Consider the following 26,292-nt stretch of genomic DNA (forward strand, 5'->3'; position numbering starts at 1 on the left):
CTGCGCCATGTGACCACACCCGACCCTCCGGAGCACGTGCGAGCGACCTTCGGGTTGCGGGAGATGGCGCCGATACCGCTCGGCGACGACTGGGACGGTGGTTGGCGCTGCGGTGACGTGGTGCTCACCCCGGTGGTGGACCATGCCCGAGCAGCCTGGTCCGCGCGGATCAGGGAGACGCTGGTCGTCGACGGGATGCGACTGGCACGGCCGGTGCGAGCCACCGACGGACGGTATGTGGTGTCCGGTTGGCGGGCCGATACCTTCATCGCCGGGGTGGCCGAACCACGGCACGACGAGGTGGTATCACTGTCGCTGCGGCTGCACGCGGCCACAATCGAACTGGACCGCCCCCGGTTCCTGGCGCAGCCCCCGGTCACGCCGTGGTCGGAAGCGGACATCTTTCTCGCGGCCGACCGTGCAGCGTGGGAACAGGTGCCGCTGCGCAGCGTGCGGGCGGCCGGGGTCGACCTACCGGAATCGATGGACGGTCAGCGCAGCGTCATCCTGCTCACTCAGCTGGCGACGCTGCGCCGCGAGGTATCTGCGCCGGCGCAGCTGGTACACGGCGACCTGTTCGGGATGGTGCTGTTCGCCGGGGCAATGGCACCCGGACTGGCCGACATCACCCCGTACTGGCGGCCGGTACCGTGGGCGGCCGCGGTGATCGTGGTGGACTCGCTGGCCTGGGGCGGCGCCGACGAGGGCCTGCTGGAGCGTTGGGACGACCTGCCGGAATGGCCGCAGATGTTGATCCGGGCGGTGATGTTCCGCCTCGCAGTGCACGCATTGCACCCGCGCTCACAGCCGGAGGCGCTACCCGGACTGGCCCGAGTCGCCGATCTGATCCGGCTGATGGTGTAGGTCCGTGCGGGGCCGGTCAACCGTTCCGTAGCGGCGTAAGTTTCGCAGCCAGCCGGCCGAGGTACCCCGTCGCCTCTTCGATCGAACCGTCCGGCATTCCGTAGACCACTTCGCTCACCCCCGCCGCGCGCCAGCGGGTGAGCCGCTCCAGGTCCGGTTTGCCGTCGAGCAGGACGATCAGCGGTGTACCCGGCCGCTCGGCCTCGATCCATAGTTTCTGCAGCATGGCGACACGGGCGTCGACATCGTGCTCACCAGGGGTATTGATCCAGCCGTCCGCATGCGCGACGATCCACCGCAGATTCTTCTCGGTACCTGCGGCACCGAGCAGGACCGGCACCGTCCCGGTCGGCTTGGGCCATGCCCAGCTCGACTCGAATCGGACGAACTCGCCGTCGTAGCGGGCTTCTTCCTCGGTCCACAGTGCGCGCATCCCGCCCAGGTACTCACGCAGCGCGGTCCGCCGCCGGTTCGGCGGAATCCCGTGATCGGCCAACTCGTCGGTATTCCAGCCGAAGCCGACACCGAGCCGGACCCGGCCACCCGACATGTGGTCGAGCGTGGCGATCGTCTTCGCCAGCGAGATCGGGTCGTGTTCGACCGGCAAGGCCACAGCGGTGCCGAGGCCGATCCGGTCGGTTCGCGCAGCGGCCGCACCGAGGGACACCCACGGGTCGAGCGTGCGCAGGTAGCGGTCATCGGGTAACGACGCGTCGCCGGTACGCGGGTGCGCGGCGGTGCGACGCACCGGGATATGGGTGTGCTCGGGCACATAGAAGGTGTCGAACCCGGCGGCCTCAGCGGCTTCCGCCGCCGCTGCCGGTCCGATCCCGCGATCACTGGTGAACAACACGATGCCGAAGCGCACGGGGACAAGTAGAACAGGTTTCAGTTCGGCCGGCAACGGGTGGCCGAACTGCACCGTCGACACGCCGGGGCCCACAAACACCTGCGGCAATGCCCGGAACCGACCCGTTTTCCGCGCTCGATACCGCGGCCCGGTAGGCTCAGGGTCGAAGGTCCCTGGCCTCCGTAGCTCAGCGGATAGAGCAGCCGCCTTCTAAGCGGTTGGTCGCAGGTTCGATCCCTGCCGGGGGCGCCTTTCCCTCAGCTCGCTTCCGGATAGATTTGCACACCATGCGCACAATTTCGGCCTCCGCTCAGCGTCGATCCCGCATCCTGATCTCCGCGTTCGGGATCGGCGCTCTGATCGCCGTCACCGGCTGCACTTCGTCGAACGACTCGCCGTCGACGACGACCTCGGCCGAATCACCAGCCGCAAGCTCGCCGGCTTCGGCAGTCCCGGGGCTCGCCACGGCGATGGAACCGCTCCCTCGGGCGTTCGTCGCCGCGTGGAACAATCGCGACGCCGAAGCGATGGCGGCGCTGTTCACCGACGATGCCGTCCTGATCGACGCCGACCGCCGCTTCGAAGGCCGCGAACAGATCCGCACCGGCTTCGCCGAGCCGGAGGTCGCGGGCTACACGGTGCAGGTCCTCGAGGTCACCGACCGCCGCCCTGACGGGCAACGCCTCCTGGTCCAGGTCAACCGCGACAGCGGCGGCGACTTCCGCGCGACGTTCGACTTCACCGTGGCCTCGGATCGCATCGCACGCGCGGACCTGCAGTACGCCTGAGCCCGTCCATCGCCCCGGCCACCAGCACGTCGTCGGCCCCGACGGTGGACTATCCCCACCTGGACGCCCGCTGACCCGAGACGCCGACCAGCCCGGCACCGGAAATCCGGCACCGGGCTGGCGGTGGTCCTACTGTTTGGTCAGTCGGAATCAGGCGTCGCGCGATCGGCATCGGCGCGCTGCTTCGCCTCGCGCATCTCGATCCCGTCGGTGACCCAGTCCCCGATCTCCTTGGTGACGTCGCGAACCGCGCCGGCGATGATCTGGGCGATGTTGCCGATATGGCCGGCGCCGGACTCGGTCAGCTCCTGGATCATGTCCTTGCGGCTCTCGAATTCACTCGTCATTGTCGAAAACCCCTATGCGGCCACGTCCTGTCGTCTGCTCACGATAACACCCGGGACCTGCTCGGATCGGTTGAAGCGCGGCGGCAGCGCGAGCGTGAAGATCTTGCCCCAGACCGAGCCGATCTGGCGGAAGAAGCCGCCGGTGTTGTACGGCAGACCGTACTTCGCACACAGCGCGCGCACCTCGGTCGCCATCTGCGGGTACCGATGCGCCGGGACGTCCGGGAACAGGTGATGCTCGATCTGGTGCGACAGGTTGCCGGACATGATGTGGAACAGCCGGCCCCCGGTGATGTTCGCCGAGCCGAGCATCTGCCGGACGTACCACTCGCCACGGGTCTCGTCGGCGGTCTCCTCCTGGGTGAAGGTCTGCACCCCGGACGGGAAGTGACCGCAGAAGATGATCGAGAACGACCACAGGTTGCGAATCAGGTTGGCCGTGGCATTGCCGGCCAGCGTGGAAAAGAACAGCGGCCCGGTCAGCAGCGGGAATGCCACGTAGTCCTTGAGCACCTGCCGCCCGGCCTTACGCCGCCAGCCCTGCAGCAGCGGCTTGACATCGGCCCACTTCCGCTTTCCGGCGATGACATTCTCGGTCTCCAGGTCGTGCAGCATCACGCCCCACTGGAAGAAGACCATCAGCAGCGCCGCCCACACCGGGTTTGCCAGGTAGTAGGGATTCCACTTCTGCGCCTGGTCCATCCGCAGAATGCCGTAACCGATGTCGCGGTCCATGTCGAGGATGTTGGTGTAGGTGTGGTGCATGTAGTTGTGCGAATGCTTCCACTGGTCGGCCGGGCACACCGTGTCCCACTCGAACACCCGTGAGTTCAGGCCGGGCTCGCGCATCCAGTCGTACTGACCGTGCATCACGTTGTGCCCGATCTCCATGTTGTCCAGAATCTTCGAGATCCCCAGCGACGCGGTTCCCAGCAGCCAGAACGGCGGCAGGAAGCCGAGGTACATGAGTCCGCGCCCGGCAACTTCGAAGCCGCGCTGCGCCTTGATGATCCGATAGATGTAGGCGCGGTCCTCGGCGCCCAGGTCGGCGACGATCCGGTCGCGCAGCGCGTCCAGTTCGCGGCCGAGCTCCTCGACCTGCTCGACGGTCAGCACGACGGGTCCGTCGGCGGCCGGGTTCTTTCCGGTGAACGGAAGAATGGTCATTGTGGTGGTCCTCTCGGATCAGATGTCGATGTCCACGTCGCCCACCGGGGCGCTGACGCAGAGTTGGATGGGCTGGTCGGGATCGGCGTCGGTCTCGCCGGTGCGCAGGTTGCGGGTGCAGCCGGTGCGCTTGATCGCGGTGCAGGAGAAGCAGATCCCCATCCGGCAGCCGTATTCGGGGCTGAGCCCGGCGGCCTCCGCCTGCTCCAGCAGGCTGGTGCCGTCGTTGTCGGCGGTGACCGCAGAGCCACTGAAGGTGATGGTTCCGCCCGCTTCGACCGGTGCCACCGGGGCCGGGGCGAACTCCTCGGTGTGCAGCCGGTCGTCGACGCCGAGTTCGCGGTAGACCTCGCGTACCCCGCGCATCAGCCCGGGCGGGCCGCAGAGGAAGGTCTGCGCATCGGCGTACCAGGGCGCAACCGTTCGCAGGTGCTCGTGGCCGAAGAATCCGGTGAGCTCACCGGGCCGGGCGTCACCCTCGGTGTAGGCGTAGACGACCCGGACATTGCGGTGGGCCGCGGCCAACCGATCGAGCTCGGTCCGGTGCGGCACGTCGTCGCGGGTGTAGGCGTAGTGCAGGAAGACGATCTCGCCGTCGTGGTCTTCGTCGGCCAAGGTCCGCAGCATCGACAGCACCGGGGTGATCCCGCTGCCGCCGCTGACCAGCAGTACCCGCTCCGGGCGGACTGCCGGGAGCCGGAAGGTGCCGGACGCCTGGGACAGGCTCACCACCATGCCCGGCTCGGCGTACCGGTACAGGTATTGCGAAACGATGCCGTCCGCCTGCGCTTTGATCGTCAGCTCGATCCGGCCGTCGGCGCGGTACTGCGAACTGGCCGGCGAGTAACACCGGGTGTGCCGGATACCGTCGACGACGACGCCGAGCTGGACGAACTGGCCGGCGGCGAAACCGGCCCACTGCCAGGTCGGGCGCAAGGTCAGGCTGACCGTGTCGGCGGTCTGGCGCCGGACCTCGGTCACCTCGGCGCGTAGGTCACGCGCGGTGACCATCGGGTCGACCAGTTCCAGATAACGGTCCAGCTGGTGGGGCGTGGCGAGCGTCTCGGCCAGGGCGAGCAATCGGCCGCCGATCCGCCGTGGAAGTACGGAGGTCATGGCTGCTCCTCGAAAGTTTGAGTGCACGTCTGTGCACTAATCAAAGTTTCCGATCAGCTGAACCCGCCTGTCAACGACGTAGCGGGGTGATTCGGCTAACAGCTGCCCGCGATCAAAGGTGTGAACGGATGTACTCTGTACCGGTGAGCGGACCGACCTCCCCGTCCCGCGCCGAGCGCAAGGAGCAGACCCGACAGGCCCTCCTGGGCCACACCTTGGATCTGTCCGCCGAGCGCGGCTTCGCCAACGTGAGTCTGCGCGAGATCGCTCGCGCGACCGGCATCGTGCCGACGGCGTTCTACCGCCACTTCGCCTCGTTGGACGAGTTGGGTCTCGCCCTGGTCGACGACGGCATCCGAACGATGCGGGTCGCCCTACGGGAGGCGCGCCGAGTCCCGGGACCGGCGAACGCGAACGACTCGCTGCCGGTGCTGTTCGAGCAAGTTCGGGCCAACCGGGCCCTCTTCCGCTTCCTCTATCGCGAGCGCTACGCCGGGCCCCCGGAGATGCGTCGGGCGATCGCCGCGGAGTTCGATCTGATCGAACGCGAGCTCACCGTCGACCTGTCCCGAATGCACGCGTTGGCGACCTGGGACACCGGCGACCTGGAACTGGCGGCGGGCCTGATCGTCGCGGCGGTGGTACCGGCGATCGCCGACTTCCTGGCTGCGCCGACCCCCGCCGGCGAACAGGACGTGATCGAACGGGTCCGCCGCCAGTTGCTGCTGATCATGCTCGGCATGGGTTCCTGGCGCCCGAACCGCCGTTGACCTGTCGGTCGGGTTCGCCCAAGCGCTGGGCGCCGCGGGGGCCTTCGACGGCGGGGACGAGCGATCGAAACAATCCCGGCAGCAACGAATCCGACGAGATGCGATAGCTGATCGAGACCGGTGAGCAGAGCCTATGAGAGCTTCGAGCCGGCCCGCCCGCGACGGGTATGTCCTCGCGGTCGAGAAACGCGGTCACGCAGAGCGGCGATCTCTTCGTGGGTGAAGCCGAGATCGAGATCGAGTGCGGGCATCATAACGGTACCGCTTCGGGTGCCGATTCCGGTACCGAAATCATCGCCGGCCACGCACACCGGTCCGGGCCGGCGCCGCCACGAACCCCATCGCGACCAGCCCGGCGGCGAGCACCAGCAACAGACCAGCTATCCCCGCCCGGTCGGCGGCGAAACCCCAGGCGAACAGCCCGAACGCCATCGGCGACAGGAACGACACCGCGCGCCCGGTGGTCGCGTAGAGCCCGAACAGTTGTCCCTCGCGACCGACCGGGACGATCCGAGCGAGGAAGGTCCGCGCCGACGACTGGGCCGGCCCGACGAACAGACACAGCAGCAACCCGAAGATCCAGAACATCGTCGGCCCGGACACCGCGAGCAATATCGCCCCGGCGACGATCATCGCCACCAGCGACCCGACGATCACCGGCTTCGGACCGATCCGGTCGTCCACCCGGCCGGCTGCCAGCGCACCCGCCGCCGCGACCACATTCGCCGCGATACCGAACAGCAACACATCGGCGTCGGTGATCCCGTAGACGTTCACCGCCAGCACCGCCCCGAAGGTGAATACCCCGGTCAAACCGTCCCGGAAGATCGCGCTCGCGATCAAGAAGTAGACCGTGCGCCGATCCACGGCCCACAATTCCCGCACATCGCGCCACAGCACTCGATACGAACCGAGCAGCCCGGCCCGCGCCGCGCCCGGATCGGCCGCGCTCGGCCGCACTTCGGGAACCGCGAGCAGTACCGGAATGGCGAACACGGCGAACCAGACCGCGCAGACCAGCATGACGACCCGGATGTTCAGCCCGCCGTCGGTGCTCACCTGCAGCAGGCCGCGCCGGTCCCCGGAACCGGCGATAAAGCCCACGTAGCAGATCAGCAGCAGCACGATGCCGCCGAGATAGCCCATCGCCCAACCGAACCCGGACACCCGCCCGACGTTGGCCGGGGTGGATACCTGGCTCAGCATCGCGTTGTACGGCACCTGGGCCAGCTCGGCCAGCACCGCCGCCAGGCCGAGCAGCAGGAGGCCGAACCACAGGTAGTGGTAGTCGTCGACGACGAAGAACATCGCCGCCAGCACGAGCACGGTGGCGCCGGTGAGCACACCGAGCGCGAGCTTACGTCGGGCCAGCGCGTCGAACAGCTGCCCGGTGACCGGGGCGAGCACCGCGACCACGAATCCGGCGATGCCCATCGCCCAGGCCAGCCAGGTGCTCGGCGACACCGAGCCGGGCAGATCGTCACCGACCGCTTCGGTCAGATATACCGAGAAGACGAACGCGACGGTCACCGCGTTGTACGCCGACGAACCCCAGTCCCAGAAACTCCAGGCCACGACCTGCTTCCGGCTCGCCACGCGCTGCATGCCCTGAGCGTAGGGCCGCTGCGCCGTTTCCCATACGCAACTCGTTGCATATAAGGTAGGTAGGTGGCGCTGGAGCACGCGATCCTGGTGTCCTTGTCGGAACTATCCGGCTCGGGCTACGAACTGGCGCGCCGGTTCGACTCCTCGATCGGCTATTTCTGGCACGCCACCCACCAGCAGATCTACCGGGTGCTCAAGCGGATGACCGACGACGGTTGGGTCACCGTCGAACCGGTCGTCCAAGTCGGCCGCCCGGACAAGAAGGTCTACCGGGTGAGCCCGGCCGGCCGGATGGAGCTGGCCCGTTGGATCGCCGAACCGAGCGACGCCGAGTTGCTCCGCAACGAGCTGGCGGTCAAGATTCGTGGCGCGTCGGCCGGCGACGCCGACGTCGTGCGCGCCGAGGTCACTCGGCATCGGGACGCGCACGCCGAACGGCTCGAGCTCTACCGCCTGCTGGAGAAGCAAAGCTTTCCCGTGCCGGACCGATTGACCGGCCGAGATCTACACCAGTATCTGGTCCTCCGCGGCGGGATCCGCATGGCGGAGGGCTTTATCGATTGGCTCACCGAAGTAGTCGACGCCCTCGCCCACGACCGGCGAGCAACCGGCAACCGAAAGGCAACCGAACCGCAATGAGCTATCCACAGCTGCTGAGCCCGCTCGATCTCGGCTTCACCACCCTGCGCAACCGCGTCGTCATGGGCTCGATGCACACCGGGCTGGAAGATCGCGCCTGGGATGTCAAGCGCCTGGCCGCCTACTATGCCGAGCGCGCGCGCGGCGGCGTCGGCCTGATCATCACCGGTGGCTACGCGCCCAACCGACAGGGATGGCTACTGCCGTTCGGCAGCCAATTGATCACCAAGCAGGACGCCTATCGGCATCGGATCGTCACCCGCGCGGTGCACGAGGCGGGCGGAAAGATCGCCGTTCAGATCCTGCATGCCGGCCGTTACGGCTATCACCCGTTCAGCGTCTCGGCGTCTGCGATCAAATCCCCGATCACCCCGTTCACGCCACGGGCACTCTCGGACAAAGGCATCGAGCAAACGATCGACGACTACGCCCGCGCCGCGCGGCTGGCCCGCTTCGCCGGCTACGACGGCATCGAGATCATGGGCGGCGAAGGCTATTTCATCAATCAGTTCCTCGCCGAACGGACCAACAAGCGCAGCGATCGATGGGGCGGCTCGGCGGAGAATCGTCGTCGGATCGCGGTCGAGATCGCCCGTCGCTCTCGTGCGGCGGTCAGCTCGGACTTCGTCATCGTGTTCCGGCTGTCCATGGCCGACCTGGTCGAGGGCGGCCAGACCTGGGACGAGATCACCACGCTGGCAACCGAACTGGAGCGAGTCGGAGTGAACATCATCAACACCGACATCGGCTGGCACGAGGCCCGGGTACCGACCATCGTCACCTCGGTGCCCCGCGCCGCTTTCGTCGACATCACCGCCAAACTCAAAGCACACGTCGACATTCCGGTCTGCGCTTCGAACCGGATCAACATGCCGGAGACCGCGGAAGAGATCCTCACCCGCGGCGACGCGGACCTGATCTCCATGGCTCGCCCGTTGCTCGCCGACCCGGACTGGGTGGCCAAGGCCGCGGCGGGCCACGCCGACGAGATCAATACCTGCATCGCCTGCAACCAGGCCTGCCTCGATCACGCCTTCGGCAACAAGCAGGTGTCCTGTTTGCTCAACCCGCGCGCCGGCCACGAGACCCGACTCGTCCTGCAACCCACTCGCCGGGCCAAACGAATCGCCGTCGTCGGCGCCGGACCGGCCGGACTGGCCGCGGCGGTCAATCTGGCCGAACGCGGCCACCGGGTCGATCTCTTCGAAGCCGAGAACAAGATCGGCGGCCAGTTCGACCTCGCCCGGCGAATTCCGGGAAAGGAAGAGTTCGCCGAGACGATCCGCTACTTCACCCGCCGGATCGAATCGACCGGGGTCCACCTGCATCTGAACACTCGAGCGACCGTCGAGCAACTGCTCGCCGGCAACTACGCGGACGTGGTGCTCGCTACCGGCGTCCAGCCACGGATACCGCAGATCGACGGCATCGAGCACCCGAAGGTGATCTCTTACGCCGCGCTGATCCGCGAAGAACGTCCGGTCGGCAAGCGGGTAGCGGTGATCGGCGCCGGCGGGATCGGCTACGACGTCGGCGAGTTCCTGACCGTCGAGGGCAGCCCCAGCCTCAAACTCGACGACTGGAAACAGGAATGGGGCGTTACCGACCCGGAGGCCGCCCCCGGCGCGTTGACCGCCGCTCGACCCGCTCCGGCCGCCCGCGACGTCGTGCTACTGCAGCGCAAGTCCGGGGCCTTCGGCAAGAGCTTGGGCAAGACGTCGGGCTGGGTGCATCGAGCCGCGCTGAAGGCCAAGGGCGTGGAGCACCTGGGCGACGTCAACTACGAGCGGATCGACGACCGCGGGCTCCACATCAGTTTCGGCGCCAACCGCGAGCGACGCCGGGTGCTCGAGGTGGACGACGTGGTGATCTGCGCCGGGCAGGAGTCGGTTCGCGACCTCGAGCCGCCGTTACGTGCGGCCGGGGTGCAGGTGCACTTGATCGGCGGCGCCGAGCTGGCCGCCGAACTCGACGCACAACGAGCCATCGACCAGGGCACCCGACTGGCCGCTCGGCTGTAACCTGATCTTCGGACGAGCCGCCCGGGGCGTGACTTTTCCGCGACCTTTTCGTAACGTGTCGGTAACGGCGAGTTCGGCGACCACGAGCGGTGAGTGTGTGTAGTGCCAGGTGGACATCGTAAGCAGAACCTCTCTCGACGGGTGCCGGTCGCGATCCTGGTCGCGGCGGGTGCGGTAGGGATCAGCTTCTGGGTAATCGACGGGCACCCGCAGTCGGACCAGCAACCGGCCGCCCTGGAATCGCCTGCGACCACCACTTTCGCGACACCGATGACCACACCCACCGCCGGTACCGTGCTCACCCCGGACGAAGCCCCGCTCCCGCCGACCACGCCGCCGCCTGCGCTTACCGCGACGGCAGCGCCGGCACCCATCCCGGTCGTCGTGGCGCCCCCGCCGGTGGCGCCGGACGCGCCGCCCCTCGACGATCTACCGATCCGAGAAGCGGCTGCGCTGATTCCGCGACCGCTCTGCTCGACGTCGCTGGCGGGCACCCAGCCGCATGTCGCGCAGGTCGGAAATTTCCTGCGCGCCATGTTCGGGATCAAGGACATCGGCGGCGCCGTCGGTCGGGCCGGAGACGGCGACCACGGCGCCGGCCTCGCGCTGGACCTGATGATGCCCAACCCGGAGTTGGGCACGAAGGTTGCCGGTTATGTCCTGTCGCACCAGAAAGCGTTCGGCGTCACGTACGTGATCTGGCAGCAGCAGTACAACGACGGCGGCGGCTGGTCGATGATGGAAGACCGGGGTAGTCCGACCCAGAACCACATGGATCACGTACACGTGTCGTTCGCGCCCTCGTCGGATGTCGGTCTGACCTGCTGACCGGGCCGTCCCGGCCGCTAGGCTGGCTGGTCGTGAGCCTGCCTGCCCCCACTTCGTCCAACCGTGCCGTGGTCACCGGCGCTTCGTCCGGCATCGGCGCCGCACTGGCCACCGAGTTGGCCTCGCGGGGGTACTCCTCGATCTTGGTCGCACGGCGCGGCGAACGGCTGGCCGAGCTGGCCGAGCAGCTTCGAGAGCGGTACCGGGTGCAAGCCGAGGTCCGTGTGGTCGACCTCGCCGACGCTGCGGCCCGCGCCCCGTTGGCCGACGAACTCGCCGGCCGGGACATCGCGATCCTGTGCAACAACGCCGGGATCGCCACGTTCGGTCCGGTCACCGGCTTGGACCCGACGGCCGAGCGGGCCCAGGTCGAGCTCAATACGGTTGCGGTGCACGACCTGACGCTGGCGGTACTACCCGGAATGGTTGCGCGCGGCGCGGGCGGCATCCTGACCAGCGGCTCGGCCGCGGGCAACATGCCGATCCCGAACAACGCCACCTATGCCGCATCCAAAGCGTTCGTGAACACCTTCTCCGAGTCGCTGCGCGGCGAACTGCTCGGCACCGGGGTCCACGTCACCCTCCTCGCGCCCGGCCCGGTACGCACCGACGTACCCGACCCGGCCGACGCATCGATCGTGGACCGGATGGTGCCGGATTCGTTCTGGATCTCCGCCGAGTACACCGCGACGCTGTCGTTGGACGCCCTGGCCCGCAACAAGATGCGGGTGGTACCCGGGATCCTCGGCAAAGCGATGAGCGCAGCCGGCCAGTACGCCCCCCGCGCGCTCACCGCCCCGATCATCGGCCGGTTCTACCGCTCCCTCGCCGAATAGCACCCTCACGCGGAGCAGCACCCCCGCGGATCTGGCGCCACCGACCAGCTCAGCGACGGCGGCGGGTGCCGAAGATGCTGCGCGAGATCTCCCGGCCGGCCGCGGACGCCGCCGAACGGATGAAGCTCTTCACCGCCGGATTCTTCATGATCCGCTCGCTGAGCGTGTCGTCCGCCGGGGCCGGCCGCGACGCCTCCGGCTCGGCCGGTTCCGGCGCCTGGGCGATACTGGCGCTCAGCTTCTCGTAGGCCGACTCGCGATCGAAGGTCCGGCCGTACTTCTCATTCAGCGGGCCGGCCTGCGCTTTTGCCCGGATCGCCGCGTCACCGATCGTGTCCATCAGCGACCGTGGTGGACGCAGCCGCGTCCAGGCGACCGGAGTCGGCGCACCCTGCTCGGACAGCACGGTGACCACGGCCTCCCCGATGCCCAACGAGGTGAGCGCCTGCGCCAGGTCGTAGGCGTCGGTCTTGGGGAAGGTGCGCACCGTCTTCGACAGCGCCTTCTGATCGTCGGGGGTGAACGCGCGCAAGGCGTGTTGGATCCGGGCGCCGAGCTGGGACAGTACGTCGTTGGGCACGTCGGTCGGCAACTGAGTGCAGAAGAAGACCCCGACGCCCTTGGACCGGATCAGCTTCACCGTCTGCTCGACCTGATCGAGAAACGCCTTGGACGCGTCGGCGAACAGCAGATGCGCTTCGTCGAAGATGAACACCAGCTTGGGCTTGTCCAGATCGCCCTCTTCCGGAAGCGTCTGGAACAGATCGGCGAGCACCCACATCAGGAAGGTCGAGAACATCACCGGCCGCGCCGCCTGTGCGCCCAGCTCGAACAGCGTGACGACGCCGTTGCCGCCGACCGTGCGAATCAAGTCGGCGGTGTCGAGTTCGGGTTCGCCGAAGAAGGTGTCCCCGCCGTCGGCCTCCAGGTTCACCAGCGCACGCAGGATCACGCCGGCCGTCGCCGTGGAGACCCCACCGATGCCCTTCAGGTCGGCCTTGCCCTCGTCGCTGGTGAGGTGGGTGATCACCGCGCGCAGATCCTTGAGATCGAGCAGCAGCAGACCGTTGCTGTCGGCCCAGTGGAAGATCAGGCCGAGGGTGGACTCCTGGGTCTGGTTCAGCCCGAGCACCTTGCTGAGCAGAATCGGACCAAACGAGGAGATGGTTGCGCGGATAGGAACGCCGACCCCGCCGGTGCCCAGCGAGACGAACTCGGTCGGCACGCCGGCCGGCGACCAGTCGGTCGCGCCGGTCTCGACGGCGCGAGCACGCACCTTTTCGTTGTCCGCGCCCGGCATGGACAGTCCGGAAAGGTCGCCCTTGACGTCGGCCAGCACGACCGGCACCCCGGCGCGGGACAGCTGCTCGGCGATGCCTTGCAGCGTTTTGGTCTTGCCGGTACCGGTCGCCCCGGCTACCAGCCCATGCCGGTTCATCGTCCGTAACGGAATCCGTACCCGCGCGGTCGGGTCGATCTGCCCGCCCACCAGCACGGTGCCCAACTCCAACGCCACACCGTCGGCCGCATAACCGGCAGCTATCGCCTGTGCGGCGGGCAACGCGCCACCGCCCGGCACCGCTCCCCCGCGGGCCTCGGCTTCGGCGGCGTCCGCCGCTGCTGCGGCTTCGGCAGCGACTCGCGCCGCCTCGTCCGCCGCTTTTCGCGCGGCCGCCGCCTTCTCCTGCGGGCTGGTCATCGAACGTCCTCCTGGTGCTCGCCGCAAGGATTGTCTCAATCGCAGACCTTAGCCTCGGGCACTATCGTGTGTCGGCTGACTACGCTGTGTGACGTGCAGGACAAACTGGTGTGGATCGACTGCGAGATGACCGGTCTGCGGCTCGACGGCGACAAGCTGATCGAGGTGGCGGCGCTGGTCACCGACAGCGACCTCAACGTGCTCGGTGCGGGTGTGGATATCGTCATCCATGCCGACGACGCCGACCTGGCCGCAATGCCCGACGTGGTCGCGCAGATGCACGAGCACTCCGGGCTCACCGAAGAGGTTCGCCGGTCGACCGTGACGGTCGCCGAGGCCGAACAACAGATCTTGGCCTACGTGCGCGAACACGTGCCGCTCGCCCGATCGGTACCGCTGGCTGGCAACTCGATAGCTACCGATCGCGGATTCATTGCCCGGGACATGCCGGAGCTGGACGCCTACCTGCACTACCGAATGATCGACGTCAGCTCGATCAAAGAGCTTTGCCGGCGCTGGTTCCCGCGGATCTATTTCGGGCAGCCGGAGAAAGGCTTGGCCCACCGCGCGCTGGCCGACATCCAAGAGTCCATTCGCGAACTGGAGTACTACCGGCGGACCGCGTTCGTCGCCGCACCCGGCCCGTCGTCGGCCGAGGTGGCGACGGTGGTTGCGGAGATGGACGGAGCCGAGCCCGAGATCGCCCCCGAGGCATCCTGACCCGCCCGCGACTGGCACCGACGCGTCTCGCACGCTAATATCGACCCCGCTTGCTTGTCGCCCACCGGGCTACGGCACAGCGATGGTGAGTGTAGTTCAGTTGGTAGAGCACCAGGTTGTGATCCTGGCTGTCGCGGGTTCGAGTCCCGTCACTCACCCCAAATGGGTCAGGTTTGAACTTTCGACCAAGGGACCGCCCTTGGTCGAGGTTCGAGCCTGGCCCAACTTTCTTGCCTCGGCGGCCCAGGTGAGGGCGTCGGCCTGCAAGCCTTCGATGCTCAGCCCGTCGTACGGCGTCTTGTAGCCGACCCGAACGTCGTTGTCCTCATCGACGTAGATCGCCTTGAATAGTGCCTGGTTGCACAGCCGACGGTTCGCGTCGTCGGCCGTCTTGTAGATGTCGCCCGCGTTGGACAGCAGAGTCAGCGAGTCATCGAGGTTCGCCCGGGCGAAGGCATACTCCCCGTGGTGGGCGTCGATCCGGTTCTGGATCGTCTCTAGCGACGCAGTGATCCGATCCTGCTCCCGCTTGAGCAGCTCCAACGGGACCGCTCCCGCGTAGTGCGCTCTCAGCAGCTTCTCCTGCTCGTCTTCGAGCTGAGCACGACGTGAGGCGAGGTCCGCCAGTTCCGCGGCACCCTCGGACATCATCTCGTCGAACCGCGCGTGAAGCATCGACGAGAGCGCGTGCTTGGTCTCCGCGCTTATCTGGACGTGGTCGTAGAACTGCTCGACGAGCCGCTCGACGTGCTCGATGAGCATCGCTTGACGGGTGCAGTCCCCTCTGCCGCCGTGCCTGCTGCCGCAGACGAAGTACGGATAGATCGTGCCCTGGCTGCTCTTCGCGTTGCACACGATCAACCGTGAGCCGCACTGCCCGCAGAACACCGAGCCTTTCAGGTAGTGCTCGTGTGTCTGCGTCGCGTCCGCCGCCGACCGGTGAGTGCCGAGCACGGTCTGCACCTGATCCCACACCTCGTTCGGGACGAGCGCCTCGTGGACTCCGGCGTAGGTGACGCCTTGATAGCGGACGCAGCCCTTGTAGTACGGGTTTGTGAGCATCCGATGCACCGACGACTTGCCGATGGGCCGAGAAGGACGACGCGGCGAAGGTGCGGTCGTCAGCCCGCGAGCCGCCAACTCGTGGTGGAGCTGGCTCGTCGACCAATCCCCGGACGCGAACACCTGGAAGGCCCACCGAACCAGCGGTGCCCGCTCCTCGTCCAGCTCGACGGTGCGCAACTCGCGGCCGAACTCGTCGCGCACTCCGATGTTGCGGTAGCCAATGGGTGCCTTCGACACCGTGCCGCCCTGCGCGGCCTTCTGCGACAGGCCCTTGACGACCTCCGTGGCCAGGTTGCGCGAGTAGAACTCGGCGATTGACGACATGATGCCGTGCAGCAGCATCCCCGAGGGCGTCTCGTCGATGTTCTCCGTCGCCGACACCAGCGTTACCCCGGCATCTTTGAGCGCCAGGTGGATGGTCACGTCGTCGGCGCGGTTGCGAGCCAGCCGGTCAACCTTGTGGACGATGCAGTAGTTCGTCTTGTACTTCGTGACGTACTGGATCATCCGCATCAGCTCGGGCCGGTCGGCCTTGCGAGCGGATTCGCCTGCGTCGACGAACTCCTCAACGATGGTCGCGCCGAGCTGGTCGGCTTTGCGCTGGTTCGCCTCGCGCTGGGCCGGGATCGAGAAGCCTTCAGCATTGCCGCCCTTCTCCGCCTGCTCCTTCGTTGAGACTCGCAGGTACGACACGGCGATCGTGCCGACGAAAGGCGTCGGCGCTACGAGGCTGTCTACTACGGTGCGGTTCGCGTCGGTGGTCGTCATGGCTCTTCTCCACAGTCACTGGTCCTGCCGACGCGGACTGATATGACGGTGGATGTTGATCGTGAGAAGAGCCCGAAGGCTGTAGGACTAGGCCGAGTCGGCCACGTTTGCTTTGCCTCGCCGCACGGGCGAAGCGCTAGGACCACAACATCCGCCATCCGCGACGGATACATACATTCTACGACGAAGGCCCCGCCGAAGCACGGGGACGCTTTGGTGTGGTCGCTCCGCCGGAGGGACACGACCCGGACCGCTGGAGCGCGATACGAATGAGCAGCTCGCTCAACTTGTCGAGGTCGGGCGGGTCATTGAGGTCGGCACGGATCGTCAGCTCGCGCTCGCTCTGTTGGCGCTGCCCTGTCTTTCGTGTGTACTTCCGCGCCATGGCTCACACCTCGCCGGTATCGGGGTCGAAAGTCGCGAAGAAGGCATCCTCGGCCTCCTGCCGGGCCGTGACCTGATCGAGCACGAACCGAACGAAGTCCTCGTCACGATCGGTGATCGGCAAGTCCTCTACGGGCGCGGCGGCGTCTTCTCCGGGCCAGCTCGTCTGGCGGGTCGGGCGGTCTCGGTCGAGGCGGGTGCCGCATGCCGCGACCCAGTCTCGGAGGCGGGCTCGGGCGTCTGCGAAGTCGCGGTGCCAGCCAAGTGGGGCGGAGCCGTCCTGCTCGGGGTCGTAGGCGGACAACCAGTGAAGGTGCAGGGCGGACAGCTCCCAGAGGAGTTCGGGGTGCCGATGCCAGTACGGCGGCACGACGCTGGCCGGAAGGCCGTAGGTGTGGCGAAGCCAGTCCACCCACCGGTTCAGTTCGAGCAGCTCCGCTTCGAGATCATTGGCCGTGAGCAGATTCCAGTTGACCGGGTGCGGCGGTTCCGGCGCATCGAACCTGGGCGACTGCGGTCCTGCCTCGGGCGGGAGGTCGTCGTGTTCCGGGCCGAGCGAGTCAGTCATGGTCTCCCCGCTCACATTCCGATGGTCGTGGCGTTCGACGGCGCGGGACGCTGTGGCGCGGAGAAGGCGGCACCATCTCGGCCGGAGCTGCGCTCGGTTCGATCTACCTCGTAGCGCGTGCGCGCCAGGTCGTGGCCGATGCGAGTCGCGATGAACTCTTCGCCTTCGTAACGCTGTCCGTTGCGCTCGTAGGAGTACTCCCGCACTCGGCCGTCGGCGATGATGCTGTCGCCCTTCGCGATCCGCTCGGCACCCTGCTCGGCGGCCCCGCGATACGCGATGACATCGTGGAAGGTGGTCTCCAACTGCGTAAAGGTGTTGTCGGGCTCCTTGCGGTAGTGCTCGATGCCGACCTTCATGTAGAGCCGCGCATCCCCGCGTTCGGTGTAGCTCAGCTGCGGCTCCGAGGCAACGAAGCCCGAGATGGACTGATGAGTGCGAATGGCCATGGGTCTTTCCTCCTGATCTCAGGCGGCCAGCTCGTCGCGGGCCGCTGTATCAGGCAGGTGCGCCCCCGCACCCAACCCCGCGTCAGGGCGCGGGGCGGCGCAGCAGGGCTTCAAGTTCGGCGCGGTCGCTGCGGAGCTGGGCAGCGTCGGGGCGGCTGGGCCAGGCGCGCAGGTCGGTGACGATGGGTGGCGCGGAGCGCAGCAGAGTGATCCCGGTGCCGAAGGGCAGGGTGCGGATACGGTCGGGCGGCAGGATCGGAACCCGTCGCACGGAGCGCTGGTTCGAGCGGGTGCCGCGGTCACCGAGGGTCACACTGTCGGTGTACTCGTCGCGTTCGCCGATCAACGTGGAGAGGTCTTGAAGGTCGCGACTGCTGGACGCACCGCCGAGGATGATCTTGACGATGCTGGCGTCCCAGATCGCGCTGGCCTGGTTCTCGCTCCACCGGTCCCGGGCCTGGGCGAGGGACTGCAACACGGGCATGGTCGTGATCCCGGTGCCGCCGCCTTCGGCCATCAGCATCGGCAGCGACGGCAGGGGTGCGAGGTTGCCGATCTCGTCGAGCGCCAGCAGTAGCGGCGGGTCGAGTCGGGCTCCGGGTGACCGGGCGGCGAGCCTGCGGGCGGTCTCGATGAGGTCTTCCACGAACGCGGCGACGAGCGCGGCGGACGCGCCGGCCCTGGCTCCGGTAGCGAGCAGATAGAGCGTGCCCTGCTGGGTGAGGAAGGCTTCGGGGTCAAACTGCTCGTTGGGTCCGGGTGTGACGGCATCGAGCACGCGGGGGTCGGCGAGGGCGGCGAGGGCGAGGGAGACGCCTTGCCAGATGCTGTCGCGGGTCTTGGGGTCGGCATCGATCATCGCGCCGAGTGAGTCGCCCCACCCCATCGCCGCGTTCGGGTTCGAGTTCAGGATCGCGACGGCCTCGGCGGCAGCGCTGGGGTCGAGCGTCCACCGGAACAGCTCAGCAGGTGGACGGCCGTCGAGGGCGGCGGCGTGGAGCAGGGCTTGAAGGGCGGTCCTGGTTTTGCCTTCCCAGAACCCGCCGGACTCCACACCCCCGGAGGAGAGGCCGGTGGCGGCGGCGAGTCCGTTGGCGCGGATCATCGCGGTCAGCGGGTCCTCACACCCGCGCACGGGCGACCAGCGCAGCCCGGCGGGGATGCCCTCGGCCAAGTGTTGCGGGTCGAACACCGCGACCGGGCCGCCCGTGCGTCGGCGGGCACGAAGGGTGGCGGTGAGGTTCTCGGGCCGTGTTGAGGTGGTGACGACCGCGCCGGGTGCGTCGAGGATCGCGTTGACGACGACGTGGAGGGTCTTGCCGGAGCGGGGCGGGCCGATCAGCAGGATCGAGTCCTCGACCGATGCCCACACCCCGGTGCCGCGACTCGTGCCGAGGAGATAGCCCACGTCCTCGGCTGTCGGCGTGGTCAGGGATGGGCGCAGGGTTCCGGCGCGGCGCAGGAGTGCTTTGGCGGATGCCGTGGTCTTGACCTCGTGCGCGGTAGCGATCCCGGCGAGGCGGTGCGGGTCGGTCTCGACTTTGCGGTTGTGGCGGCGCAGCCACATCCACGTCCATGCGACACCGGCGACGAGCATCGCGAGCAGCAGGGTTGTGACGGCCCAGTAGACGACCGGGCTGAGTCCTTCCGCGTCGAGCGCGGCGGCGGGGTCGGCGGGGTTGAACAGCACCCCGAGCCCCGACGCCGGACCTGCCTGTGGTTGGGGTGTGCCGGAGAGGAACGCGGCGACCGATCCGGCACCGCGCAGGATGAGGGCGAGGCCGAAGGCTCCGATCAGGGCGATGAGGGCGGCGTTGGTGAGTTCATCGCCCATGCTCCCGCCCTGTCTCGGGTTCATTGCAGCCGCCGAATCGCGGTCGTGCCCGAGATGCGCCCGAACAGGATCACCTCGCCCGTCGCGCCTGTCGGGAGGTCGTCGAGATCGACCAGCGCACGAGCGGTACCGGTTCCGGCGGCGTCGGTGTGCCTCACGATGACCGCGACAGCGACATCCTCACCCGGCACGAACCCCTCGCCATCCACCTCCATAAGCCGCGGCGCTCGCGGTGCCGCAGCTCGGCGACCTCGCCGCGTGCCCGGCACAGGTTCCTGCTCGGCGGCTCGGGCGCGTGGAGCTGGTTTGCGGGCGTGGATGATGTCGGTGAACACGCCGCCGTCGCACTCGCGGACCTCGACCCTGACCGAGACGGTGCGGTCTTTCGTGATCTCGTCCATCAGCGTACCGAACGTCGCCCGAGTCCACGCCCCCGCCACAGGTTGCGGGTGGGCGACGCCATCGACGGCGGCGGTCAGGGTCCCGTTCGCAGCGACCGTAACGATCACATTCGGCAGATCGACAGGCACGTCAGGTTCCTGGTCGCCGAAGTGGTGTGGGCGGGAGAGGTTCATCGGTGACCAGCCGCGCGAGAGCTCGTATCGAACAACGCGAGCTCGGCGGGGTGGAGCTGGTGCTGCGTCACGAAGCTCCTGGCCTTGATGCGCCACAAGCCTTGGCCGACGCCGAGATTCAGCAGAAGTTGCTGCTCAGTGCCGGTCAGCCCGAGCGCGGAGGCGGTGGGTCTGAGTTGGTCGGATTCCTGGCGGTACACGATCCTCGTCTCCGCATTCGCCAACAGGCTGTTGGCGAGGGAGCGCATGGCGGAGCCTTGGTCGCCTACGTTGTCGAGGTCGGTGAGCTTGTGGAAGATCAGCATGTTCGCGATCCCGTAGTGCCGGGCGAGTCGCCAGTGCGCGTCCATCCGCCGCAACAGCGCGGGGTGGGACATGAGCCGCCAGGCCTCGTCGTAGATCACCCACCGCTGCCCACCATTCGGATCGAGCAGGGCCGATTCCATCCACGCCGACGAGCACGTCATCAGCACCGAAATCAGTGTCGAGTTCTCCGTGACCCGCGACAGGTCGAGGGAGATCATCGGCAGGCTCGGGTCGAACGTCACCGTCGAGGGGCCGTCGAACAATCCGGCGAGGTCGCCTGCGACGAGACGCCGCAGGGCGTGGCCGACGAGCCGGCCGTCTTCGGCGAGGCGTCCGTCGGTGTCGGTGCTGGGGTTGAGGATGCGGTCCACGACCATCGGCAGGATCGGCACCTCGTTCTCCCGCACCGTCTGCGTCAACGCCAGGTCGATCGCGGTGTGCTCCAACGGCGACAACCCCCGCGCCAGCACGGTCTCCGCGAGCGCGCCGATCAGATCACGGCGTCGGGAGGCGACCGTGGAGGCCCACTGCTCATCCGACAGCCCGGACGGGCGGTGCCCCTCGTCTAGGGGGTTCAGCCGGGTATTGAGGCCGTGGCCCAGGACGATGGCCCGACCGCCGACAGCGTTGGCGACGGCGGTGTGCTCGCCCTTCGGATCGCCGGGGACGTAGACCCTGCGCCCGAACGGCAACGATCGCGTATAGAGGGACTTGGCGAGGGAGGACTTGCCGGAGCCGACGATCCCGGCCAGCACCACATTGGGGGCGGTGATGATGCCGCGCGCGTACAGCACCCACGGGTCGTACACGAAGCTGCCGCCGGAGTAGAGGTCCTGGCCGACGAACACCCCGTCGGCACCGAGGCCACCTTCGGCGACGAACGGATACGCCCCCGCCAACGTCGCGGAGGTGTCCTGGTGGCGCGGGAGCCGGAACCGTCCCGGAGTTCGGAGCCGCGCCGCACCCGCCTCGCCGCCCTTGGGCAGGTAGATCGTGGCGCGCCGCTCCTCCCGCTCCGCCTCCACCCGTGCTTTCGTGGCGGCGAGTTCGGTCTTGCGTTGCTCGGCGTGGAGCCGTGCTTCGGCGCGGCGTCGCTGTTTGCGGAGCTTGCGGCGTTCCTTCGACGGCGCGACCAGCACGGCAGTGTGCAGCCGCTCCTTGTCTCCGGTCACAACCCGAGCCCTCGTGACTCGCGGACCGCGGTGATCTTCGCGGGCTCGAACCACGACCGCCCCTGCTTCGCTGGCACGTCGCGGCGTTTCGGGGCATCCGACGACGAGTACGACACCAGCATCTCCGGCCCGTCCTGTGTCGGCGACGACTCGTCGATCACCTCGGTACTCGGGTCGGGTTCGGGGTGGCGGCGCAGCAGTGAGACGTACCCGACGTGCGGGTTGACGACCAGGGCGTAGTCGCCAGAGATCATCACCCGGTCGTTCGTGCCCTCACCGGGTTCGTCGTAGACGTAACCGTTCTCCAATGCCGCCTGCGTGGTCTCCTCGCCGTAGTCCCACTGCGCGAGATAGTCCACCGCATCCACATGCCCCAGCTCGCCGAGAATGCGCAACGGACGATCCGCCTCGTCGCCTTGGAGGAACACCACGTTGACCCACCGCGACGACACAGCCTGTTCTTCGACGGCGGGCTCGGGATGCCACGCGATCCGCCCCGCCGCAACGAACCCTTCCGCGAGCCGGTCGTAGGCCTGATCCACCAGACGCGCCGAGTGCCGCAGCTCCTCCGCCGTCGCGAGCGCGTCGCGGACTCCGGCGGCGTGGTTGCCGTCGTCGTGGAATGCGTGCGCGGCCTTCCGCTCGTGAACGTCGGCGAGCTGTTCCAGCACCTGGCGCAGCGACCGCATCCCCGAGGACAGGTCACCGATCACCCCGTACATCTGCGCTGGCTGATCGAACGTGCGGCTCGCGTGCGCGAGACCCCGCAGCGCCTCGGACGCCTCAGCGGCGTCGGCGGTGGAATCGAAGAACGTGGGCATCATGGACCTCCCTGGTGCTGCGTGATGGTGAGGTACGCACAAGCGGCCCGCGAAGAGTGTCAGTGGTCCGGCCTACCGTTGTATCGACGGATAGGCATACGAGCAGGAGCACGACAGAGTGAGCGCAAGTCAGTACCGAAGCCAACTGGATCGCAAACGCAAGCAGCGCATCGACGCGGACAAGAAGGCTGGCGAGTATCGGTCGAAGGAGTCCTCGAAGCGTGCCGACGCCGCCAAGGCGCGACAGGCGGCAGCCAAGACATCGAGCACCTCAACCCGCAGCAGCAAGCTTCGCGAGGCCGAGCGCAGGGAGAAGGAAGCCGAGACCGCGGGCAAGGAGGCCAGTCGCTGGCAGACACGGGCAGCCGGATATGCCAAGGAAGAGGCGGCCCTACAGATCAAGCTTGCCCGGGCTGAGCAGTCGGAGGCGGACGCGGCCGAACGTCGCCGCAAGAGCGAGCAGCAGCGCGCTGACCGGCGAACAGCCGCAGAACGCGCCCAACTGGAGTCGAGGATCATCGGCGCCGAGGTAGCCGTGACCACCGCGCTGCGGCACCTCCCCGCGCCCAAACCCGAAAAGCTCCGGGTGCTCATGCTGGGTGCCTCGGCCGAAGGTGACCTCCGCGTTGGGAGGGAACAGAAGCGCATCCGGGCGGCAGTGGAGTCCGCACTGCACCGCGACCAGATCGAACTCGATGTACGACCAGCGGCCACCACCACGGACCTGCTGGACGGCATCACGAAGTTCCGCCCCCACGTAGTGCACTTCTCGGGCCACAGCAACGATGACCTGATCGTGTTCGAGGACGAAACAGATGAACCCCACGAAGGTGTGATCGTGACGGCGCGAGCCTTCGCACGAGCGATCAGTGCGACTGACGACCCGCCGCTACTCGTCCTGCTGAACTCCTGTCGCTCCGCAGCCCAAATCGACGACCTCGTGGCGCAGGTAGTTCCGTTCGCCATCGGGATGGCAGACAGCATCGAAGACGCGGACGCGATCAACTACGCCGCGCAGTTCTATGCGGCGGTCGCCAACGGGCAGTCCATCAACTCTTCCCACCTGTCGGGACAGGCTGCGCTTGAACTCGCGGGTCTGGACAGTGCCGACCTCCCGACCCTGGCCTGGGCACCCGACGTCGACCCATCGACCACGGTTCTCGTAGAGCCCGCGGACTGACTCTCAGACTCGGCGGCACAGCGGCAGCGCTGCGGCGGTGAACGCGGCGGCTTGCTGTCCGACGAGGAGTCGGGTTTCGCAGGAGGCTTGGATGGCTGCCTGTTCGATCGCTGCGACGGCGGCGTCGAGTTCCTCGATGGTCGGTGCGGAGATGGCGATGAGGCCGGTGTAGCGGAGGATGCCGTGGCCGGCGGTGAGGTCGGCTTCTTGTTGGAGCACGTCGTGGTATTCGGCGGTCTGGGAGGCGTCTTCGATCTGGCCGATCTTCGCTCGCTGGGCTTGGTCGGAGATGTGCTCGACCTTCTTCTTGCGGATGTCGCGGGCGGCTTGGTCGGAGCGCATCGGGGTGCAGATCAGCGAGAACGACCGCTGAATACCGGTAGACAGCAGCACCGGCGACAAGAACCCCGGATACACCAGCGAGCGCGGCCATTCGCTGATCCACAGCACCGTGTGGTGGGCGGAGTCGGTGCGCAACCGTCCCCAGGTCTCGGTGACCGCGACCGGTCCCGCTGTTGCGAGGGATTGCCCAAGCTGGCCGTGGCGTTCCAGGGTGGCGGCGATGGCGGGGTCGTAGGCGGAGCGCAGCATGACCGCGATCTGTCCTGGGGTGAGCCAGCCGGAAGGTGCGAGGTCGGCGGAGCGGAGCGCGGCGACGAGGGTGTTCATCTCTTGCCTCAGCACATTCGCCGCGCCTCGGATGCCGCCGCCCGCGGTTCTGATCTGCCGAGCCGCCGCCTTCATATCCAGCGACAGCGAGAGCGTGGTGGCGTGGCGTTCGCCTGCGGGTCCGGCGCGTTCGATCAACTCTTGGTAGGTGTCGGCGGCCCAGGAGCCGTCGGGTGTGCCGTGGGCGGCCCACCACTCGGCCAGCCCGGTACCGGAGTCCGGAAGCGTGCGCTCCAAGACTTGCAGGGTGGCGACCCGGCCGGATCGGCACACGGTCGCGAGGACGCGGCCCCAGGAGGTGACGCGGCGCTCTTGTTCGCCGGGGTCGAGGAGCACGAACGCGGGATGGGTGACCTCGCAGACCACGGTCAAGGTGGCGGCGTGGGGGTCGTGGATCATCCCGGCTCCGGTGTCGGGGTCGTCGAACTCCCGCAGCCTGGCCATGTCGCCGGGCAGCGCGAGCGTCCCAACCGGACGAGGTGTGACGATCCTTCGCCGGTACAGGAGTTGGCCGCCGGTGGTGCGCCACAGCCACCAGCACGTTACCGGCAGCCACTCGACGATGGGTCGGCCTGCAATGGGTATCCAGGTCAGTGCCGCCGAGAGCACCCAGACGGGGGCGGTGTAGGCGAGCAGCATCCCGCCTCCGGCGTAGAACGCGACGATCAGGGTCGCGCCGCCGATAGCGAGGGTGATGAGCTGGGTCAGGGAGAGGCCGAGGAGGATGCCTCGGCGGGTGAGGCGGGAGAACTTCACCGGCACGAGATCGCCCGTGCTGCGCTGGTTCTGGTTCGTGGACACGGGTCTACTCCTTCGGCGCTCGTGGCGCAGGCGGTGTGGGCTTCGGCGGTGGTGCGGGGTCACTCCTTGGCGCTGGCGGTGCTGGACTCGACGAGGGCGGTGCGACCTGACCCGGCGTAGCGGAACCCACGCTCGCTGGGGGTGGCGGTGGTGTCTGGGCGGCGGCGTCCGCGGCATGCTCGCCCTGGGCGCCGAGCGCGGTTCCGGCTTTCGGTCCGGCAGTGGCGGCGCCCTTGACGACCTGCGCCCCGACCACCACCGCGGCGGCAGGGCCAGCCGCCGCAGCACTACCGCCTGCGGCTGCACCGCCACCGGACGCAGCCGCACCTCCACCTGATGCACCAGCGCCGCTACTTGCTGATGCTGCGGGCGTGGGTTTCGGCGCGGGTGGCGCGCTCCCTCCGCCTCCACGGCCAGCGCCACCACCACCGCTGCCGGTGTCGCCCGTGCCGTCGAGTACCTTCTTCGGGTCGGCTCCGCCTGCGCCGCGTCCGGGGACGGGGATGGGCCGGTTGAGGGCGTGTTTGGCGTCTTGTTCGGAGCCGATGGCGTGGTACATGTCGAACCCGACGAACGCGATGAACTTGTACGTCAGATAGGGCGCGAAGGCGGCCATCGCCATGAGCACGATCCCGGCGATGGGGTCGCTGATCGAGGCCAGGTCGGCGTCGATGGGTGCCGAGACCTGGGTGATCGCAACCAGGAACATCACGACGAGCACGAGCTTGGAGCAGATCAGCGCGACGACGAACATCGCCCACTTCCCAATCCACCCCCGCGACGCATCCCACGACGCACCCGAGAACGCGAGTGGGGCGAACACGATCGCCACCAGCAGCAGGGCTTTGCGTACGAGGAGGGAGAGCCAGACGATGGCGGCGGCGGTGATCGCGAGGCCGGCCATGAAGATCGTGATGATCGCCCCGACGCCGGGGGCGGCGATGTTGATCCCGACCAGGCCGGTGGCGAGCAGGGCGATCTTGTCGCCCATCGACTCGGTGGTCTCGCCTGCGGCTTGGACGATGCCGATGCACAGCTGATCCACCACCTCCAAGAGGAGAGCGGTCAAGGTGATGACGACGAACGACCCGAGCACGGATTTAGCGAGGCCGAGGGCGGCTCGGGTGAGTGCGGTGGGGTCGCGTCGGATGAGGCCGGTGATGAGTTGGAGGCAGAAGAAGATCAGCATCACGAATACCGCGACACCGAACAGCAGGTTGTAGACCGAGACGTATCCGGGCCGGGTGACATCGACGAGGGTGGTGGTGTCGAACACCGACCAGACCGCCTCGAACAGCCAGCCCGCGGCGGCTCCCATCGCTTGGGCGAGCCAGTCGAACGGGGCCGCGACCAGAGTGGCGGCCCCTTCGCCGACGGCATCGCAGACCGAGGAGATCACCGGGATGTCGCACACGCTCATCACGAACCACCAAGCCCTCTCTACGGTGCG

General features: G+C 67.8%; 24 protein-coding genes and 2 tRNA genes. 11 read left to right on the top strand and 15 right to left on the bottom strand.

Annotation, left to right across the window (positions count from 1 at the left end):
* The first annotated feature begins 9 nt into the window (after window positions 1–9).
* Window positions 10–864, top strand: a complete 855-nt coding sequence (locus KV203_RS13230) for a TIGR02569 family protein (RefSeq protein ID WP_066467650.1) — start codon at window positions 10–12, stop codon at window positions 862–864.
* Window positions 865–880: 16 nt separating this feature from the next.
* Here KV203_RS13230 and KV203_RS13235 read toward each other — a convergent pair whose 3' ends face one another.
* Window positions 881–1,732 (bottom strand): LLM class F420-dependent oxidoreductase, encoded by an 852-nt coding sequence (locus tag KV203_RS13235; protein ID WP_066467804.1) that lies wholly within the window; start codon window positions 1,730–1,732, stop codon window positions 881–883.
* Between the two features lie 158 nt (window positions 1,733–1,890).
* Between KV203_RS13235 and KV203_RS13240 the strand changes: the two genes are divergently transcribed.
* Window positions 1,891–1,963, top strand: a tRNA-Arg gene (locus KV203_RS13240).
* Window positions 1,933–2,502: a nuclear transport factor 2 family protein gene (locus KV203_RS13245; RefSeq protein ID WP_157079697.1), complete on the top strand. Its 570-nt coding sequence runs from the start codon at window positions 1,933–1,935 to the stop codon at window positions 2,500–2,502. Before KV203_RS13240 ends, KV203_RS13245 begins: the two co-directional genes overlap by 31 nt.
* A gap of 140 nt (window positions 2,503–2,642) precedes the next feature.
* Here the strand turns inward: KV203_RS13245 and KV203_RS13250 are convergent, their stop codons facing one another.
* From KV203_RS13250 to KV203_RS13260, 3 genes are read right to left on the bottom strand one after another with little or no spacing between them, the layout of a single operon-like run.
* Entirely contained in the window at window positions 2,643–2,849 is a 207-nt protein-coding gene (locus tag KV203_RS13250) for a hypothetical protein (protein ID WP_066467653.1), read from the bottom strand.
* Between the two features lie 12 nt (window positions 2,850–2,861).
* Window positions 2,862–4,016: a fatty acid desaturase family protein gene (locus tag KV203_RS13255; RefSeq protein WP_066467655.1), complete on the bottom strand. Its 1,155-nt coding sequence runs from the start codon at window positions 4,014–4,016 to the stop codon at window positions 2,862–2,864.
* A gap of 18 nt (window positions 4,017–4,034) precedes the next feature.
* Entirely contained in the window at window positions 4,035–5,132 is a 1,098-nt protein-coding gene (locus KV203_RS13260; protein WP_066467659.1) for a ferredoxin reductase, read from the bottom strand.
* A gap of 143 nt (window positions 5,133–5,275) precedes the next feature.
* On the opposite strand from KV203_RS13260, the gene KV203_RS13265 reads away from it, so the two are divergent.
* Window positions 5,276–5,902, top strand: a complete 627-nt coding sequence (locus tag KV203_RS13265) for a TetR family transcriptional regulator (protein WP_306303582.1) — start codon at window positions 5,276–5,278, stop codon at window positions 5,900–5,902.
* 291 nt (window positions 5,903–6,193) lie between these two features.
* Here KV203_RS13265 and KV203_RS13270 read toward each other — a convergent pair whose 3' ends face one another.
* Window positions 6,194–7,507 carry an MFS transporter gene (locus tag KV203_RS13270; RefSeq protein WP_066467663.1) on the bottom strand — a complete coding sequence of 438 codons (1,314 nt, stop codon included), beginning with the start codon at window positions 7,505–7,507 and terminating at the stop codon, window positions 6,194–6,196.
* 63 nt (window positions 7,508–7,570) lie between these two features.
* On the opposite strand from KV203_RS13270, the gene KV203_RS13275 reads away from it, so the two are divergent.
* From KV203_RS13275 to cmrA, 4 genes are all read left to right on the top strand, one after another.
* On the top strand, window positions 7,571–8,146 hold the full coding sequence (locus KV203_RS13275; protein WP_066467664.1) for a PadR family transcriptional regulator: 576 nt from the start codon (window positions 7,571–7,573) through the stop codon (window positions 8,144–8,146).
* On the top strand, window positions 8,143–10,167 hold the full coding sequence (locus tag KV203_RS13280; RefSeq protein ID WP_066467665.1) for an NADPH-dependent 2,4-dienoyl-CoA reductase: 2,025 nt from the start codon (window positions 8,143–8,145) through the stop codon (window positions 10,165–10,167). The genes KV203_RS13275 and KV203_RS13280 overlap by 4 nt, the downstream gene beginning before the upstream one ends.
* Window positions 10,168–10,308: 141 nt before the next feature.
* Window positions 10,309–10,995 carry a VldE C-terminal domain-containing protein gene (locus KV203_RS19995; RefSeq protein WP_066467666.1) on the top strand — a complete coding sequence of 229 codons (687 nt, stop codon included), beginning with the start codon at window positions 10,309–10,311 and terminating at the stop codon, window positions 10,993–10,995.
* Between the two features lie 32 nt (window positions 10,996–11,027).
* Window positions 11,028–11,831 carry a mycolate reductase gene (gene cmrA, locus KV203_RS13290; protein WP_066467667.1) on the top strand — a complete coding sequence of 268 codons (804 nt, stop codon included), beginning with the start codon at window positions 11,028–11,030 and terminating at the stop codon, window positions 11,829–11,831.
* 49 nt (window positions 11,832–11,880) lie between these two features.
* On the opposite strand, the gene KV203_RS13295 is transcribed toward cmrA, so the two are convergent.
* Window positions 11,881–13,530 (bottom strand): helicase HerA-like domain-containing protein, encoded by a 1,650-nt coding sequence (locus tag KV203_RS13295; RefSeq protein WP_066467669.1) that lies wholly within the window; start codon window positions 13,528–13,530, stop codon window positions 11,881–11,883.
* 93 nt (window positions 13,531–13,623) lie between these two features.
* Here KV203_RS13295 and orn point away from each other — a divergent pair, with 93 nt between their 5' ends.
* Window positions 13,624–14,250 carry an oligoribonuclease gene (orn, locus tag KV203_RS13300; protein ID WP_066467671.1) on the top strand — a complete coding sequence of 209 codons (627 nt, stop codon included), beginning with the start codon at window positions 13,624–13,626 and terminating at the stop codon, window positions 14,248–14,250.
* 85 nt (window positions 14,251–14,335) lie between these two features.
* Window positions 14,336–14,411 (top strand) — tRNA-His (locus KV203_RS13305).
* On the opposite strand, the gene KV203_RS13310 is transcribed toward KV203_RS13305, so the two are convergent.
* The 7 genes from KV203_RS13310 to KV203_RS13340 form a co-directional block, all read right to left on the bottom strand.
* The gene (locus KV203_RS13310; protein ID WP_066467673.1) at window positions 14,404–16,083 is read right to left on the bottom strand and encodes a recombinase family protein; all 1,680 of its coding nucleotides are present in this window, start codon (window positions 16,081–16,083) and stop codon (window positions 14,404–14,406) included. The genes KV203_RS13305 and KV203_RS13310 overlap by 8 nt on opposite strands.
* A 388-nt stretch (window positions 16,084–16,471) precedes the next feature.
* Window positions 16,472–17,050 carry a hypothetical protein gene (locus KV203_RS13315; protein ID WP_066467675.1) on the bottom strand — a complete coding sequence of 193 codons (579 nt, stop codon included), beginning with the start codon at window positions 17,048–17,050 and terminating at the stop codon, window positions 16,472–16,474.
* A complete protein-coding gene (locus KV203_RS13320) occupies window positions 17,047–17,484 on the bottom strand; it encodes a single-stranded DNA-binding protein (RefSeq protein ID WP_066467677.1) in 438 nt (145 codons plus the stop codon). Before KV203_RS13320 ends, KV203_RS13315 begins: the two co-directional genes overlap by 4 nt.
* Window positions 17,485–17,566: 82 nt before the next feature.
* Window positions 17,567–19,318, bottom strand: coding sequence for a type IV secretory system conjugative DNA transfer family protein (locus tag KV203_RS13325; RefSeq protein WP_217995942.1), 1,752 nt, complete (start codon window positions 19,316–19,318; stop codon window positions 17,567–17,569).
* Window positions 19,319–19,338: 20 nt separating this feature from the next.
* Window positions 19,339–19,893 (bottom strand): hypothetical protein, encoded by a 555-nt coding sequence (locus KV203_RS13330; protein ID WP_066467684.1) that lies wholly within the window; start codon window positions 19,891–19,893, stop codon window positions 19,339–19,341.
* Window positions 19,890–21,338, bottom strand: a complete 1,449-nt coding sequence (locus tag KV203_RS13335; protein ID WP_246600145.1) for an ATP-binding protein — start codon at window positions 21,336–21,338, stop codon at window positions 19,890–19,892. The genes KV203_RS13330 and KV203_RS13335 overlap by 4 nt, the downstream gene beginning before the upstream one ends.
* 29 nt (window positions 21,339–21,367) lie before the next feature.
* On the bottom strand, window positions 21,368–22,192 hold the full coding sequence (locus KV203_RS13340) for a hypothetical protein (RefSeq protein ID WP_066467806.1): 825 nt from the start codon (window positions 22,190–22,192) through the stop codon (window positions 21,368–21,370).
* Between the two features lie 118 nt (window positions 22,193–22,310).
* Here KV203_RS13340 and KV203_RS13345 point away from each other — a divergent pair, with 118 nt between their 5' ends.
* Window positions 22,311–23,372 (top strand): CHAT domain-containing protein, encoded by a 1,062-nt coding sequence (locus KV203_RS13345; RefSeq protein WP_066467689.1) that lies wholly within the window; start codon window positions 22,311–22,313, stop codon window positions 23,370–23,372.
* Window positions 23,373–23,375: 3 nt separating this feature from the next.
* On the opposite strand, the gene KV203_RS13350 is transcribed toward KV203_RS13345, so the two are convergent.
* Both KV203_RS13350 and KV203_RS13355 read right to left on the bottom strand, forming a co-directional pair.
* Window positions 23,376–24,905: a PrgI family protein gene (locus KV203_RS13350; RefSeq protein WP_246600146.1), complete on the bottom strand. Its 1,530-nt coding sequence runs from the start codon at window positions 24,903–24,905 to the stop codon at window positions 23,376–23,378.
* Window positions 24,847–26,262, bottom strand: coding sequence for a conjugal transfer protein TrbL (locus KV203_RS13355; RefSeq protein ID WP_066467699.1), 1,416 nt, complete (start codon window positions 26,260–26,262; stop codon window positions 24,847–24,849). The genes KV203_RS13350 and KV203_RS13355 overlap by 59 nt, the downstream gene beginning before the upstream one ends.
* Between the last annotated feature and the right edge of the window lie 30 nt (window positions 26,263–26,292).

Source organism: Skermania piniformis (assembly GCF_019285775.1).
Classification (GTDB): domain Bacteria; phylum Actinomycetota; class Actinomycetes; order Mycobacteriales; family Mycobacteriaceae; genus Skermania; species Skermania pinensis.